This window comes from Nostoc sp. (genome assembly GCF_036917675.1).
Lineage (GTDB): Bacteria > Cyanobacteriota > Cyanobacteriia > Cyanobacteriales > Nostocaceae > Nostoc.
This window is the reverse complement of record NZ_JBALCT010000033.1, coordinates 21,385-36,853: the sequence shown is the minus strand read 5'-3', so window position 1 is coordinate 36,853 and position 15,469 is coordinate 21,385. Positions and strand designations below refer to the sequence as shown.

At 42.2% G+C, this 15,469-nt stretch carries 15 protein-coding genes and 1 pseudogene; 4 read left to right on the top strand and 12 right to left on the bottom strand.

The features are described from left to right. Positions 1-5: 5 nt before the first annotated feature. The 3 genes from V7K31_RS11385 to V7K31_RS11375 form a co-directional block, all read right to left on the bottom strand. Positions 6-1,790: a methyl-accepting chemotaxis protein gene (locus V7K31_RS11385; RefSeq protein WP_335094427.1), complete on the bottom strand. Its 1,785-nt coding sequence runs from the start codon at positions 1,788-1,790 to the stop codon at positions 6-8. 928 nt (positions 1,791-2,718) lie between these two features. Continuing rightward, positions 2,719-3,993 carry a CheR family methyltransferase gene (locus tag V7K31_RS11380; protein ID WP_335094426.1) on the bottom strand — a complete coding sequence of 425 codons (1,275 nt, stop codon included), beginning with the start codon at positions 3,991-3,993 and terminating at the stop codon, positions 2,719-2,721. A 21-nt stretch (positions 3,994-4,014) separates the two neighbouring features. Further along, the gene (locus V7K31_RS11375) at positions 4,015-4,497 is read right to left on the bottom strand and encodes a chemotaxis protein CheW (protein ID WP_335094425.1); all 483 of its coding nucleotides are present in this window, start codon (positions 4,495-4,497) and stop codon (positions 4,015-4,017) included. Between the two features lie 142 nt (positions 4,498-4,639). On the opposite strand from V7K31_RS11375, the gene V7K31_RS11370 reads away from it, so the two are divergent. After that, positions 4,640-5,437 carry an Rpn family recombination-promoting nuclease/putative transposase gene (locus V7K31_RS11370; protein ID WP_335094424.1) on the top strand — a complete coding sequence of 266 codons (798 nt, stop codon included), beginning with the start codon at positions 4,640-4,642 and terminating at the stop codon, positions 5,435-5,437. 141 nt (positions 5,438-5,578) lie between these two features. On the opposite strand, the pseudogene V7K31_RS31850 reads toward V7K31_RS11370, so the two are convergent. The 5 genes and pseudogenes from V7K31_RS31850 to V7K31_RS11350 form a co-directional block, all read right to left on the bottom strand. Further along, positions 5,579-5,698: pseudogene (locus V7K31_RS31850) on the bottom strand (amino acid--tRNA ligase-related protein); the annotation flags it as partial. A gap of 40 nt (positions 5,699-5,738) precedes the next feature. Next, a complete protein-coding gene (locus tag V7K31_RS11365) occupies positions 5,739-6,107 on the bottom strand; it encodes a type II toxin-antitoxin system PemK/MazF family toxin (protein WP_335094423.1) in 369 nt (122 codons plus the stop codon). Then, positions 6,101-6,331: a DUF2281 domain-containing protein gene (locus V7K31_RS11360; RefSeq protein WP_334947038.1), complete on the bottom strand. Its 231-nt coding sequence runs from the start codon at positions 6,329-6,331 to the stop codon at positions 6,101-6,103. The genes V7K31_RS11365 and V7K31_RS11360 overlap by 7 nt, the downstream gene beginning before the upstream one ends. Before the next feature lie 83 nt (positions 6,332-6,414). Beyond that, entirely contained in the window at positions 6,415-7,806 is a 1,392-nt protein-coding gene (asnS, locus tag V7K31_RS11355) for an asparagine--tRNA ligase (protein ID WP_335094421.1), read from the bottom strand. 95 nt (positions 7,807-7,901) lie between these two features. After that, positions 7,902-8,264 (bottom strand): hypothetical protein, encoded by a 363-nt coding sequence (locus tag V7K31_RS11350; RefSeq protein ID WP_335094420.1) that lies wholly within the window; start codon positions 8,262-8,264, stop codon positions 7,902-7,904. A gap of 44 nt (positions 8,265-8,308) precedes the next feature. Here V7K31_RS11350 and V7K31_RS11345 point away from each other — a divergent pair, with 44 nt between their 5' ends. Further along, on the top strand, positions 8,309-8,584 hold the full coding sequence (locus tag V7K31_RS11345; protein ID WP_041565907.1) for a DUF6439 family protein: 276 nt from the start codon (positions 8,309-8,311) through the stop codon (positions 8,582-8,584). 74 nt (positions 8,585-8,658) lie between these two features. Here V7K31_RS11345 and V7K31_RS11340 read toward each other — a convergent pair whose 3' ends face one another. After that, positions 8,659-9,108, bottom strand: a complete 450-nt coding sequence (locus tag V7K31_RS11340; protein ID WP_335094418.1) for an ATP-binding protein — start codon at positions 9,106-9,108, stop codon at positions 8,659-8,661. 390 nt (positions 9,109-9,498) lie between these two features. Continuing rightward, a complete protein-coding gene (rlmD, locus tag V7K31_RS11335) occupies positions 9,499-10,905 on the bottom strand; it encodes a 23S rRNA (uracil(1939)-C(5))-methyltransferase RlmD (protein ID WP_335094416.1) in 1,407 nt (468 codons plus the stop codon). 150 nt (positions 10,906-11,055) lie between these two features. Between rlmD and V7K31_RS11330 the strand changes: the two genes are divergently transcribed. Next, positions 11,056-11,541, top strand: a complete 486-nt coding sequence (locus V7K31_RS11330; protein WP_335094414.1) for an allophycocyanin subunit alpha-B — start codon at positions 11,056-11,058, stop codon at positions 11,539-11,541. Between the two features lie 529 nt (positions 11,542-12,070). Here the strand turns inward: V7K31_RS11330 and V7K31_RS11325 are convergent. Both V7K31_RS11325 and V7K31_RS11320 read right to left on the bottom strand, forming a co-directional pair. Beyond that, complete coding sequence (locus V7K31_RS11325) at positions 12,071-12,475, bottom strand: type II toxin-antitoxin system death-on-curing family toxin (protein WP_335094483.1); 405 nt, start codon at positions 12,473-12,475, stop codon at positions 12,071-12,073. Further along, positions 12,475-12,672 carry a DNA-binding protein gene (locus V7K31_RS11320; protein WP_335094413.1) on the bottom strand — a complete coding sequence of 66 codons (198 nt, stop codon included), beginning with the start codon at positions 12,670-12,672 and terminating at the stop codon, positions 12,475-12,477. Before V7K31_RS11320 ends, V7K31_RS11325 begins: the two co-directional genes overlap by 1 nt. 145 nt (positions 12,673-12,817) lie before the next feature. Here V7K31_RS11320 and purL point away from each other — a divergent pair, with 145 nt between their 5' ends. Continuing rightward, positions 12,818-15,205 carry a phosphoribosylformylglycinamidine synthase subunit PurL gene (gene purL / locus V7K31_RS11315; RefSeq protein WP_335094411.1) on the top strand — a complete coding sequence of 796 codons (2,388 nt, stop codon included), beginning with the start codon at positions 12,818-12,820 and terminating at the stop codon, positions 15,203-15,205. The last annotated feature ends 264 nt before the right edge of the window (positions 15,206-15,469 follow it).

The window sequence follows — 15,469 nt, the reverse complement described above, 5'->3', positions numbered from 1 at the left end:
GTTAATCAAGAGATTTGGTGAAATCCGGGTATAGCGTCTTCTGTTTTCACCTGAAAGCGGGCAATTTCTTGACGTAATCCCTGCCCCACTTGGTTAAGTTGGGCGATCGCATAATTAATTTCCCGCAAGGAATCCGCAGTTTGCACAGAAGTGCTGCTCAACTGCACCATCGCCTCACTAATTTGTTGCGCTCCCACAGATTGGGTTTCCATACCCTGGTTGACAAACTCAAATCGCGGATTCAAATCTTGCACTTGCTGGATAATTTGCCCAACCTGTGTACTGATGTTGGCAACATCTTCTATACTCCGTCCTACTTCGGCGGCAAACTTGTCCATTTCCATCACACCTGTAGAGACTGACGATTGCATCTGCTTCACCATCTGCTCAATATCGAGAGTAGCAACGGCGGTTTGATCTGCTAATCGGCGAATTTCTCTAGCAACTACAGCAAAACCTAAGCCATACTCTCCAGCTTTTTCGGCTTCGATCGCAGCATTTAATGATAGCAGATTCGTTTGGTCAGCCACTTTGGTAATTGTGACGACGATAGTATTAATATTGTTTGCTTTTTCGCTAATTACTCCCAGTCGGGCAGCAACAGCATTAGTGGCTTCTGCTAACTGCCGCATAGTGGTTTCCATCCGCAAAATGTCTTTTTGGCTATCATTCGCGGCTGTCGTCGTGACTTGTGAAATGGTCGCAACTTGTTCCATTGCACTTACAAGTTCTCTAGAGGTGGCGGAAATTTCTTTGCTAGCGGCAGTTACCTCATTAGTAGAAGCTAACTGCTCAGTGAGCGTCGCTTCTAATTGTTTACCCGAAGCTGCTATTTGAGTAGCTGAGGTAGTCACTTGGATGCCTGAATGTTGTACCTGACGAATCAGAGTGTTGAGACTCTGAGTCATGGTTTTGAAAGCAGTTAAGAGTCTATTCATTTCATCTTTGCTGTTGGGGTCAACCTTGACCTGAGTTGTTAAGTTACCCGTGGAAATTTGCTCTGCAAGCCCAACCACACCCATAATCTGACTAATAATCTGAGATGCAACTTGTCGAGCGATTACAACCCCCAAAATAATCGCAGTTGTGGGGCCCATAAAAATTCCTACACAAATCCAGAAAATGCTGCGAGCCACATTCTGTTCGACTTCTTTTTGTAGGTCTGATATGTAACCTTCATTAAGTTTTAAAAGTTTGTCTGCTTGTACGCCCGTTATTATATATAACGGTTGCTCCTTATTTGCTACCTCAGAATCCATCCGATTACGTAATTCAAGTGCCGCTTGAATAGGGGCAAAGTCTGATGATTTGTCTTTACTTTGACGGATTAATTCAATTTGTTTTTTCCAAGGATTCCGAATACCAATTTGATTAAATTGTTGCTCTATATCTAACAGTTTTTCATGGGCTTCTTTCCAGGTATGTAGCTGTTCTTTAAGTATGTCATAATCTTTTTTTTCTTCTTCGCTTAATGGCGTTGTTTCGTACTGTTTAATACCTTCGCTAATCTGTTTCCAACCCTCCTGAATTTGAGTGATTCCACCCTGTCTTTCACTAACAGTAACTTCCGGATCAAATAGTAACCGTTCTGCCGATTGGATTTGTGTCTGACCTGCGTTAATCTTCAATATCCCCGACACACTGGGGATGCTATCCGTCTCTAGGATGTTAATGTACTGATTTAACTGGTTGGTGGTGAACCATCCCAGCAAGGCCATTATGAGTACAATCAGTCCCATGAATAAAAATGAACTGATCAACCGTGTTTGCAAGGTCATATTCTTGAACATTGGATATCCTACTGTTTCTCTGCTGCTTTAAAACGCGTTCATCTCTTAAGATTCCCAAATCAAAAACAAAATGAACAGTCTGTATTTTAAATTTTGAAACAAATTATTAAGCAGATAGTTTAGTTTAGAGACTAGCTTTTCCTTCTGATTGGAAAGTGCTGAGTGCTGAGTAAGAAGTTTGAGTATAAAAGGTGGATGAATGAGTATAAAAGGTGGATGAATGAGTATAAAAGGTGGATGAACGAGGATAAAAGGTGGATGAATGAGTATAAAAGGTGGATGAATGAGTATAAAAGGTGGATGAATGAGGATAAAAGGTGGATGAATGAGTATAAAAGGTGGATGAACGAGGATAAAAGGTGGATGAACGAGGATAAAAGGTGGATGAACGAGTATTAAAGGTGCATGAATCCCAATACTGTTCGGTTAAGAATATAGCGGTTCTCAGTTTAGCCCAATACAGACCTAACCCCCAGCCCCTTCCCTAGAAGGGAAGGGGAGTAAGATTTAAAGCCTCTCTCCTTTTAGGCTACGGTGTACACACAAATCATCGAATTAGGGACTTCCAAATAAAAAAATACTCAACTAGTTCTTGTGGGGTGGGCGACACGAGGGCACATAGAGAAGGGCGGACAAGATGTCCACCCCACAAGATTGGATAATTTATTTCTTGGAAGTCCCTTACCCAAAACAAAAACCTCACCCTGTTCTGACTTTAATCCCTCTCCTTACCAAGGAGAGGGACAGGTTTTGCTACGCAAAACCAGGGTGAGGTTTCTTTGGAGTATTCGATAAAGCGTAAATTGCTTCAAGACAGATTTGTGTGTACACGGTAGGTCAGAGTGCATTGTATACAAACGAGAACCGCTACACATTTCTATTTTTTAGGCAAAACCTACGCAGTATTGCCTCCTACTTGATCTCCTCACTACCTATGCTTCGTTAATCGGTAAATTCGTTGCCAGAGAAGATTAGCACTATCCGCATCTCCTTGATGTTCTTTGAGTAATGCCAGATGAGTCAGCGCCTCTTCGTGAGTAGGTTGTAAATAAATTGCTTTTTGAAAAGATTGTGCCGCCCGCTCATTTAGTGCCATCGCTTGCTGCACCTGACCGAGTAAAAGATATGCTTCAGTACTCACCTGATTTTGGTTGAGATAGTCGTTGCATAGTTTAACCGCCTCATTCAAACGACCTTGGTCGGCTAAAGCTCTAGCTATTTCTAACAAATTTACTTTTAGGTCGAATGGCGATATGGGGTTCTGGGGAGCAACATTTAACCTCTCTTGTGCAACAAACTTAGAATGGGTTTTTTTCGGTAGCTGTCGCCTGTTGAGAACATCTATATTTTTGCCTGTTAAGCCTTGTCTCTGAAGATTGGAATCATGATTTTTGTGAACATTTTCGCCTGCTTTGGACTTTTGATGAGCAACTACTGAATATTGACGAACTGATACCAATTTAGTTTTTAACAATAACCAAGCTTCAGCTTGTCCAACAAATAACAAGCCTTCTGGCCTTAGCAACCTTTCTAGGATTTGAATGGTGCGATCTTTTGTTGTCAGATCGAAGTAAATCAACAGGTTACGGCAAAAGACTACATCATAAAGCGGCCTGTCAGCTAGAAAAGCCGGATCTGCCAAATTACCATTAATAAAATTCACCATGCATTTCACCTGTTCAGACAGGTGGTATCCTGCCTCAGTTGGCTGAAAATAGCCCTCTTGAAATGATTGGCTATTGCTACGAAACGAGTATTGATTGTAGATTGCTCGTTGAGCTTTTAGTAGGCAATTTTTGCTAATATCAACAGCATCGATGTGAATCTTTATAGGATTTAATCCTACTTCTAATAGAGCGATCGCAATGGAATATGGTTCCTCACCTGTTGCACACGGCACACTCAAAACCCGCAGTACGCCGTGTGGATTTGCTGGCAACCACTCAGATAATACATAATGCTTCAGAAATGCAAAGGACTCTGGTTCTCGAAAAAACCAAGTTTCTGGAACAATTACGCTGTCAATCAGTGCTTCCCATTCTTGGGTAGATGTCTGCAATTTCCCCAGGTAGTTAGCAATATCCGTTATACCGCAATCTGCCATCCGTTGAGATATTGCACTTGCGATCGCATCAGTACCAATAGAGTTTGCATCTAAACCAATCTTGCTTTTTAGTAAAGCTTCAATCACAGATTGTGCCATTTATTTAGTCTTCAGACCAATCTAAAATACAGTATTGCGATCGCTTTCTGGCAAGAGATTGAGTTGCTGTGCTTCTGAGAACAAGTACTCAACGCGAAGACACTGAATCATCCCTTGCTCGTCTACAATCATTTTGCCCAAATATGGCGCTGTATCTATCTGGATATTGGGATCAACAAATTCAGATTCAGACTTGTGTAATGTTTCTACAACTTGTTCTGTCATCAAACCCAAAATATAAGCAGCCTTAAGTTCTGGATTATTACTCCCCCAATAATTGACTAATACAATTCTAGTACTCAGGTACTCAGAAGAGGGTTTGCCACGCATCAACTGACACAAATCGATTACTGGTACAATGCGTCCGCGATAGTTAAAAACACCAGCGATATACTCAGGCTGGTGGGGCAAAGTTTTGAGTACAACAAGTGGTATTACTTCTACAACCTGTCGGCTTTCTATGGCATATCGCTCATTCCCGATGTTGAGAAGTAACATTAACATTAATTTACACCTCCAGTGCTAGCTTTTGTATTTCTTGTTTAACATAAAACCATAGCAGTAGGTTGGGTTGACGCAAGGAAACCCAACACCAACAAATTTAATTTTTCTCAAAAATACTCGATCCCCTTACTTTCAGGTTGCCATGTATGACAATATCTGTAAATTCATTGCCGAAAACTTCAAAGATGACTTGGCAACTTGGTTACTTGGTTCACCGATTAAATTAACAGAACTTAGTCCTACTGAATTATCAAGCGAACCAATTCGCGCCGATTCATTAATCTTATTGCAATCTGATGATTTAGTTCTACATACCGAGTTTCAAACTGACCCTGATGAAGGTATCCCCTTTCGGATGTTAGATTATCGGGTTAGGGTTTATCGCCGCTTTCCTAACAAAGCAATGCGCCAAATAGTAATCTATTTGAGAAAAACAAGTTCAGAATTAGTCAGTGAAACCAGTTTTAGATTAAACAACACTTACCATCAGTTTGAGGTAATACGCCTGTGGGAACAACCAACAGAAAGGTTTATGAGTATTCCAGGTTTATTACCCTTTGCAGTGCTAAGTCAGACAAACGATCCTACAATGGTATTAACCCAAGTAGCGATCGCAGTTGAAGTAATTAGCGATCGCCAGATGCAAAGAAATATAGCTGCTGCTAGTGGAATTTTAGCAGGTCTGGTGTTAAAGAAAGACGTAATTAGGAAGATTTTCAGGAGTGAGATTATGCGCGAATCAGTCATTTATCAACAAATCCTAGAAGAAGGCGAAGCCAAAGGCAAAGCAGAAGGCGAAGCCAAAGGCAAAGCAGAAACAACAAGAAAGTTGGCTTTAAATTTGTTGGGAATTGGAATGAGTTTAGAGCAAATTGCTCAAGTTACTGAATTACCTATTGAGCAAATTCAAGTTTTACAAGAGGAGATTCAAAAATCTTAACTTTAACTAATCACTTTCTAAAATACATAGCTACACAAGCAAAACCCGCGATCGCGGGTTTCAAAGTTTTTATTAGTCTGTATCCGCGGACTTGGTTTGTGTAGACGCGATTTCTAATCGCCTGGGTTGAAAATTTTCAAACTAAAACTCAGCACTTTGCTGTGTACGCGGAAAGGGAATCACATCACGAATATTTCCCATACCCGTCATAAATTGCACGAGTCGTTCAAAACCTAACCCAAAACCAGCGTAGGGAACAGTTCAATAAGCATACAAATCATGTGAGAATACCTAATATTTATTAATCATCATCATTGTTCATAATCCTTAAGCCAAGGATAGTACACAAAGCAATTGCCAAGTTATCTAAATAATTCTCATCCAAATGACCAATCACTCTGATAATTCTTGATTTATCAACAACTCTAATTTGCTCACAAAGTACTACAGAATCTTGGCTTAAACCACCGATACCAGTAGGTACAAACATATGAGAAAGTAAAATAGCACTTCTAATTTTTGAGGTGAATGGTGCAATAATGGTATGGCAACTAACAGCATTTGCCCGATCAATTTGCACCACTACAACAGGTCTAATTCCGGCTTGTTCTGTACCAACAACGGGATTGAGATCGCACAAAACTACATCTCCCCGTGTGACATCTACCACTCAATTTCTCCACGTGCCAAGCGTTCTTCATAATCTTCTAAATTAGATAAATAATCAGAAAAATCTGATTCCACTATTTCCACTGACTCGCTAAACTGAAGCCATAGTTCCCAGTTTTTAGCGCTATGCTTCATTAGTAGGAAGTCTATAAAATCATTCACTTCATGAAGTAAAGATTCTGGCATTTGCCGGATTTTACCAATGGTTTGATCCTGTATGCTCATAATAAATGTTTTTAGCTCGATTTATCTTTATCGACAAAAGGCAAAGACCTGGAGATTATAAAAACCCAGGTCTAAAATTCAAACTAAAACTCAGCACTTTGCGGTGTACGCGGAAACGGAATCACATCACGAATATTTCCCATACCAGTCATAAATTGCACGAGTCGTTCAAAACCCAAGCCGAAACCAGCGTGTGGAACAGTACCATAACGACGCAAATCAAGATACCACCACAAGTCTTCTGGGTTTAATCCTTGCGCTAACACGCGGCGTTCTAAGATTTCCAAGCGTTCTTCGCGCTGGGAACCGCCAACAATTTCGCCAATTTTGGGTGCGAGAATATCCATTGCGCGGACGGTTTTTTCATCGTCGTTTAAACGCATATAAAAAGCTTTGATTTGCGCTGGATAATCTGTAACGATCGCAGGCTTTTTAAATAATTGTTCAGCTAGATAGCGTTCGTGTTCTGATTGTAAATCTAAACCCCAACTCACAGGGTATTCAAATTTCACATCAGCTTTTTCTAAAAGTGCGATCGCTTCTGTATAAGTTAAACGTTCAAACTGATTATTAATAATATTTTCGGCTGTGGACAACACAGATTTATCAATGCGTTCATTGAAAAATTCCATGTCTTCTGGACAAGTTTCCAACACATATTTAAAAATGTGTTTCAGAAAAGCCTCAGCTAAATCCATATCGCCTTCTAGGTCACAAAAAGCCATTTCTGGCTCAACCATCCAAAATTCTGCTAAGTGGCGCGAGGTGTTGGAATTTTCTGCACGGAAGGTAGGCCCGAATGTGTAGACGTTACTAAACGCCATCGCCATCACTTCCGCTTCCAACTGGCCGCTAACTGTTAAATATGTGGGTTTAGCAAAAAAGTCTTGACTGTAATCTACTTCTTGGTCTTTTGTGCGGGGAATATTTTTTAAATCTAAACTGGTAACGCTAAACAGTTCACCCGCGCCTTCGCAATCACTAGCAGTGATGATGGGTGTGTGTACCCATAAAAAGCCTCTTTCGTGGAAGAATTGATGAATTGCTGTCGAACAAGCATTTCTGACGCGGAAAACTGCACCAAAAGAATTAGTCCGCGATCGCAAATGTACAATGGTTCGCAGAAACTCAAAGGAATGGCGTTTTTTTTGCAGGGGATATGTATCGGGATCAGCTTCTCCGTAAACTTTCACTGTTTCGGCTTTCAACTCAATTCGCTGTCCTTTACCAAGAGAAGCCACTAATACCCCTGTCACCTCAACAGCAGCACCTGTATTCAATTTTTTCAATATAGCTTCATAGTCTGGCAAATCTTGATTAATGACGACTTGCAAATTAGCTAGTGATGAGCCGTCATTGACTTCAATAAAAGCAAACCCTTTGGAATCGCGTTTCGTCCGCACCCAGCCTTGAACTTGGAGAGACTCATCAGGTTGACCACTTCGCAATATTTCTGCAATCCGTCGATTTACCATATTTTACAACTTGTATTTCGTCAACGTCAGGAGTACGGATATTAAATAATCTTAACGATTTCACCCAATCCAAAATCTAAAATCCAAAATTGAGATTACCCAGCGTAAGACTTTAATATCCAGCCTATGATAACGCCCATTCCACCAAAGCGGACGACTTGCCAGAAAGGTTTTTTGAGGCTACGCCAAGAAAATAACTGGCTTTCTAAGTTTTGTTCTAGCATTTCCAACTGGTGTTGAATTTGCCGTAAGTCTGCTTTGATTTCTGGAGTCTGAGACTTATTGTGCTTCAGTTGATCGCGGTGCTGTTGCCATTGTGCCTGTTGTTGGCGATCGCGTTGCACTTGATCATAACGCTCTTTTAAGGACAGGAGCGATCGCTCTACTTCCTCTAGTTCTTGTTCAAAATCTGGTTCGGGATTTTCTGCTGAAGGCTGTGATTGTTTTGGCGGCTTCATTTACAAGTAGTACAGTAGAAGTAAATGCAAATGTGCCAATAGTTATGTCCCAATCTACCCAGCTGCCGAAAACCAGTCAACTGAATGAACTTAGTACTCTGGAACTAGCTCAAGCCTTGATGGAAAGACTAAGCATTTCCCCTAACGATTGGCATCGCCTCAAGTCTAACCGCAATTCCCGCGCTAATGAACAAGTGGCAGCAGCTATTGTGTATCTTTTAAAGAATCAGCCACAAGAAGCTCAAGCTAGATTAGAACAAGCAATTGGTTGGTTAGATCGCTCTATTTCTGCGCCTCCCTGTCCGACTCACGGGAAATAGGCAGTAGGGAGTAGGGAGTCGGGGATAAAAAAAATCAATCAACTAATAACTTTCCCCACTCCCCTGTTATCGCCTTACCGTCGCAGAGATAGTCCTCGGCGATTTTCCATTTGTTTACAAAGCCTCAATTCTGTGCCTTTGCGGTTCCATTCTACCTGATCAAAAATTTGATGGAGAAGAGATAAACCACGACCACTTTCTGATTCATCTGGTGGTAAATAGTCTGTTGGTTCTTCTTCACTAGTAGATGAAGGAGTAAAGCCGCTACCCTGGTCTGATATTATCCACCAATATTGATTATCTATTAAGGAAAAACGCACTACAACTGTTTTACTTGGATCAAGATTATTGCCATGTTTAGCGGCGTTTACTAGGGCTTCTTGAAGTCCTAGCCGCAATTCTGCTTGTAACTTTGCTGGAATTTCTGCCAACAGTAAATCTAATATTGGACAAAGATAGAGGGTTGAGGCAAAACTAATAGTGCCCCAATAACGTCCAACTGGACGGAGTGAAATAGTAATCACAAGAGATACCCCATAGCTTTCAGTTAGCTAGACATCAGTTTGCTATTACAGGCACCCTGATAAAACTTGAGGTGGTCATGCTGCCTTCAAACTTGCGTCTTTAAAACTAAATTTTGAAAATGCTAGGGAGCATTGACTTCATGTATGAGTTGGGATTGTTTAGATATATAGCGGCTGGAATAAGTTTGATAATGAAGTCAGCAACTTAAAAAGATGCTAGTAATTTAAGAGAGTATTGGCATACTCTAGTTAATTGCCGATTTGTAATTTACACAATCCAATTTCACATTTTTAAGAGCCTATGCAACTTGAATTTCTTTAAACAAAATGAATTTCTATTTTTAGCTTAATTCAATTTTAGCATCTTTAGTATGCAGTAGACTAAAAATTTCAAATTTCAGTTTTTGTAAAGGAATTATCACCCTTGTCCAAATGTGATAGCACAAGAAAGGCGGCAGCTTCAACATGAGCAGTTTGAGGAAAAAAATCAGCAGGTTGCACCCGTGTGATAGTATATTTCCCATCTTGACAAAGCAATTTCAGGTCGCGGGCGAGGGTAGCTACTTTACAGCTGACGTAAACAATCCGAGATGGTTTCAATTGCCGTAAAGTGTCGATCACAGCGCGATCGCACCCTTTACGTGGCGGATCGAGTATTACTACTTCTGGTATTGTGTCCATTTTTGTCAGCAATTTTTCTACTCTCCCAACTTGGAATGTCACATTATCAATTCCGTTGCGGTGGGCATTCAAAATAGCTTGGTCTACTGCTGCTGGTTGCACTTCTAATCCTGTAGCAATCCGCACTTTTTTGGCGAGGGGTAAAGTTAAAGTTCCAATACCACAATAGGCATCAACTAGCAACTCATGCCCTTGAAGATTGAGTTCTGATTGAATTACCTGCAATAGTGCCTCTGCTGTTTCTGTATACACTTGGAAAAATGTATCTGGGCGCACTTGAAATTCCAGTCCAGCAAAAATCTCACGCAGGTGGGGGACTCCAGCGATGCAACGGGTTTCTGATCCAAAGATAGCATTTGTGCGATCGCCATTGCGATTGAGCGACACTCCCACTAACTGGGGATAGCGCTTTAACCATTCCTGGGCTTGGGTTTCAATTCCTGATAAATTCCAGTCCTTCACCACCAAAGTCAGCAACATTTCTCCAGTGTGTCGCCCAATGCGTAAACTGAGATGGCGAATTTTCCCTTGATGACGCTGTTCGTCGTAAATTTGCCAACCCTGCTGTTGAATATCCTGCTTAACTTCCGCAAGTAAGGGATTTAATCGCGCGTCTTGGACTGGACATTGATTTAAATTAATTAATTGGTGACTACCTTTTTGATAATAACCAGCTTGTACCTGTCCTGTTGCCGATGTACCCAGAGGATATGTAGATTTGTTACGGTAGTTGAAAGCAAAAGGGGCAGCGAGTACCGGATCTACCGGTGGTTGGACAAAACTGCCAATCCGTTCCAAAGCTTGGATAACTTGATTTTGCTTGGCTGCTAGCTGGTAATTATAATCAACATGCTGCCACTGGCAACCACCGCACTTGTCAGCCACAATACAACTAGGTCTAATCCGGTGGGGGGATCGTTCCAATAGCTCCTGGAGCTTCCCGTGGGCGTATTTGGGTTTAACATGTACCAAGCGGACGATGGCGCGATCGCCTGGGACAGTATCTGGGACAAACACTACACGCTCATCAGCGCGTCCCACACCATCACCTGTATCACTCAGATTAGCGATCGTCACTTCAATTAATTCACCCTGTTGCCAAACTATTTTAGTCATTAGTTATTAATCAAGAGTCAAAAGTCAACACTAAAGAGTCAAAAATTATTAATTCTCTCTGCTCCCTGATCTCTATCATCTCTCTTCACTTGTGTACCTCCGACTCGTTAAACTAACAGATAAATAATATTTCAGGTGATTTCAATCATCATGACTGTAATTAGCCAAGTTATCCTCCAAGCCGACGACGAACTGCGTTATCCCAGCAGTGGCGAACTGAAAAATATCAAAGATTTTTTGCAAACTGGCGTACAACGGACGCGGATTGCGTCTACCTTAGCCGAAAACGAAAAAAAGATAGTTCAGGAAGCAACCAAACAACTTTGGCAAAAGCGTCCTGACTTTATCTCCCCCGGAGGTAATGCTTATGGAGAACGTCAACGCTCTCTATGTATCCGTGATTTTGGCTGGTACTTACGTCTAATTACTTATGGCGTACTTGCCGGTGACAAAGAACCAATTGAAAAAATTGGTTTGATTGGCGTGCGGGAAATGTACAATTCATTGGGCGTTCCCGTGCCTGGAATGGTAGAAGCGATGAATTCCCTCAAAACAGCCTCCCTTGGCTTGCTGAGTGCGGAAGACGCTGCTCAAGCAGCACCCTACTTTGATTACATCATTCAAGCGATGTCTTAATACAAAGTCTGTGCTGGTTCTAGGAGTATACTTGCGGTTTACCGCTCGATAGGCATAAGATCCCGAATTTGATCATATCTTCCCCACATTTGGTTGTGACTTTGGCAAAATCTCTGTCAAGTTATCAACCAGTTGTGGGTAAATTTTATTGGATATGGGCATTGAGCAAATGACTAATGACATCCAAATACAAAAAACCGACAGTCCTTGATTAAGGCTGTCGGCAATTAAGTGTGTTCCCTATTAATGACTCGGCTAGAGTTCAGTTGTCATTAATTATGCCAAGCTTGCGATCGCAGGAAGACGATCCTAATCATACATAAATGTGATTCTCGTCACTTGATTGTTACAGCTAAACTGCTTATACCCGAATAATCTCTGAGTTGCAGTACATATTTGCAATATAAAGTATTATAAAATACAATAAAGTTACTTAGCTGAACTATCTTTAAACATGGCGCTTTAATTTACAGAAAAGTAGAAATGCATAGTTTGCCGCCGTAGGCATCGCCTAAAGACAAACCTATTTTCACATGAGTGATGGAAAATCTGGCTTTGGTACTATCTGATTCCGAAGCCATTTGGTAAATTCGTCTCGTCCTAACTCACCAGATGCAACTTGTAAAATTACCTGCTCTTGTTCATCCAGCGCTGCGTTAATCTCAAAACCATTCAACACTAGAAATACTTCCATCGCCGCGTGACCAATGCGTTTATTACCATCGATGAAAGGATGATTTTTAATTAGGGAAAAACCAAGGGCAGAAGCTTTTTCAACTATTGTAGGGTAAAGTTCCTCACCAGCAAATGTCATTTGTGGTTGAGCGATCGCTGATTCTAATCCACCTATGTTAGAAATACCTGCCGATCCACCTGACTGCTCAACTATGCGATGATAGAGTTCCAACACCTCTTCTAGGGTGAGATAGCGCATCACGCCAACCGCTTGTAAAGTTCAGTGTTTTTCTGGAGTACGTAATTCATCGCACCTTTGAAAGATGCGTTTGGTTTATTTAGTACTTCTTCAATACCCATTAGCACTAATTCTTCTATTGATACGCCAAGATGATTAGCGGTTTCTTGCAGCTTCAACAAACGCTCATCGGGAATTTTGATGGTAATGGTGTTCATGATCAAATAGGAAGCTTGAAGATACCATTACTTTAGCACTAGAAAAATGTCAACCTCTAGGCGTAACCGCGTCAATAAGCTTATTTCGAGAGTGACTAAGAAATCGATAGAATAATGCTCTGTCCCCCCAGAGTGCATTACTTCCATGACTGCAACCTCAAAACCAGCCTTTTCTGCCGAAGAAATCGCCGCAGAAGGTTTAAAGCCAGAAGAATATGAAGAAATTGTCCGTAGGTTAGGGCGTCATCCTAACAAAGCTGAACTGGGAATGTTTGGGGTGATGTGGTCAGAGCATTGCTGTTACAAAAATTCACGACCGCTATTAAAACAGTTTCCCACGACAGGCGATCGCATCCTTGTGGGTCCTGGTGAAAATGCTGGTGTTGTAGATTTGGGCGACGGACTCCAACTAGCCTTTAAGATTGAATCCCACAACCACCCCTCAGCAGTAGAACCCTTTCAGGGAGCCGCAACGGGAGTAGGAGGCATTCTCAGAGATATCTTTACAATGGGTGCGCGTCCCATTGCTCTATTAAACTCACTGCGCTTTGGTTCCCTAGAAGATGCCAAAACTCAAAGGCTGTTCCAAGGCGTAGTGGCGGGAATTTCACATTATGGTAATTGCGTTGGGGTACCCACAGTGGGCGGTGAAGTTTACTTTGACTCTGCTTACTCTGGTAATCCTCTGGTGAATGTCATGGCACTAGGGTTGATGGAAACAGCAGAAATCGTCAAATCTGGAGCATCTGGCTTAGGCAACCCCGTGCTTTATGTTGGTTCCACCACTGGGCGCGATGGTATGGGAGGCGCGAGTTTTGCTAGTGCAGAATTGAGCGATGAGTCAATCGATAACCGCCCTGCTGTGCAAGTGGGCGATCCATTTTTGGAAAAGTCGTTAATTGAAGCTTGTCTAGAGGCGTTTAAGACGGGTGCAGTTGTCGCCGCCCAAGATATGGGAGCGGCGGGAATCACCTGTTCTACCTCAGAGATGGCGGCAAAAGGCGGTGTGGGAATTGAACTAGATTTAGATCAGATTCCCGTCAGAGAAACGGGAATGATTCCCTATGAATATCTGCTTTCGGAATCTCAAGAACGAATGCTGTTCGTTGCCCACAAGGGGCGTGAGCAGGAATTAATCGATATTTTCCACCGTTGGGGACTTCAAGCCGTTGTCGCCGGTACAGTCATCGCTGAACCGATCGTGCGGATTTTCTTCCAAGGTGAAGTAGCAGCAGAAATTCCGGCTGAAGCTTTGGCGGAAAATACGCCACTGTATCATCGGGAGTTGTTAACAGAACCCCCAGAATATGCGCGTCAAGCTTGGGAATGGACTCCTGATTCCTTACCTGATTGCACAACTGCTGGAATAGAACTCCAAGGACACCTGCAAAGTTGGAATGATATTCTGTTAACTTTGCTCGATACACCCACGATCGCTTCTAAAAACTGGGTATATCGTCAGTATGACCATCAAGTACAGAATAATACAGTAATTCTACCAGGTGGTGCAGATGCGGCTGTTATCCGTTTGCGCCCCCTTGAAAAAATCCCCAATCTAAAATCCCAAATCCCAAATCTAAAATCAGGGGTGGCAGCGACGGTAGATTGCAATCCTCGTTATGTTTATCTTGACCCCTACGAAGGAGCTAAGGCAGTGGTGGCAGAAGCTGCACGCAATCTTAGCTGTGTGGGTGCAGAACCTCTGGCGGTGACAGATAACCTAAATTTTGGCTCTCCAGAAAAACCGATTGGTTACTGGCAATTGGCAGAAGCTTGTCGCGGTTTGGCGGAAGGTTGCCGAGAGTTAGCAACACCAGTCACCGGCGGAAATGTTTCTTTATACAATGAAACTCTCGATTCCGAAGGCATCCCACAACCAATCTATCCCACTCCTGTTGTCGGTATGGTGGGCTTGATTCCCGATATAACCAAAATTTGTGGACAAGGTTGGCAAGCATCCGGCGATCTGATTTATCTTCTCGGATTGCCTCTGGCATCCCAAATCAGTTTGGGAGCATCGGAGTATTTAGCCACTATCCACGGTACTGTTGCCGGAAAACCACCACGGGTAGATTTTGATTTAGAACGCCGTGTCCAGAAAGTTTGTCGTGAAGGAATTCGTAATGGTTGGGTACGTTCAGCCCATGATAGTGCTGAGGGAGGAGTGGCGATCGCACTAGCAGAATGTTGTATTGCTGGCAAGCTTGGTGCCGAAATCAATTTAGAAATAGCACCAACCCAGGCACTACCTCGCCTCGATGAGGTGCTGTTTGCCGAAGGTGGTGCCAGAATTTTAGTTTCTGTAGCATCAGAACAACAAGAAATTTGGGAATCATATTTACAGGAACATCTTGGTGAAGAGTGGCAAAAACTGGGTACGGTTGGTAATTTTGAGACTCATTTGGGGGTTTTCACCACTGATAACCAAACCTTAATCAAAGTTAGTATCGAAGATATGAGCGATCGCTATTCCCATGCGATCGCCAGACGTCTCGCCATCCCCACCACCACCCCCAAAGAAGTTAGGAGTTGAAAGTGAGGAGTTAGGAATAAAAAGCATAACTCCTAACTCCTAATTCCTAACTCCTCACTCCTAACTGATTTATTAGGCATAATTACGGTACTGTTTTAATAGATGGTTAAAGATTTGTTAAGAACTCTACCACCATCTATCCAGATAATCCCAGTGACTTGACTACCGATTTTAGATTTTGAATTTTAGATTTTGGATTGGGGGCGTTGCTTCTGATTCATGTCTTGCTCCTACTGGGCGAAACAAATCTAAAATAGCCACTCT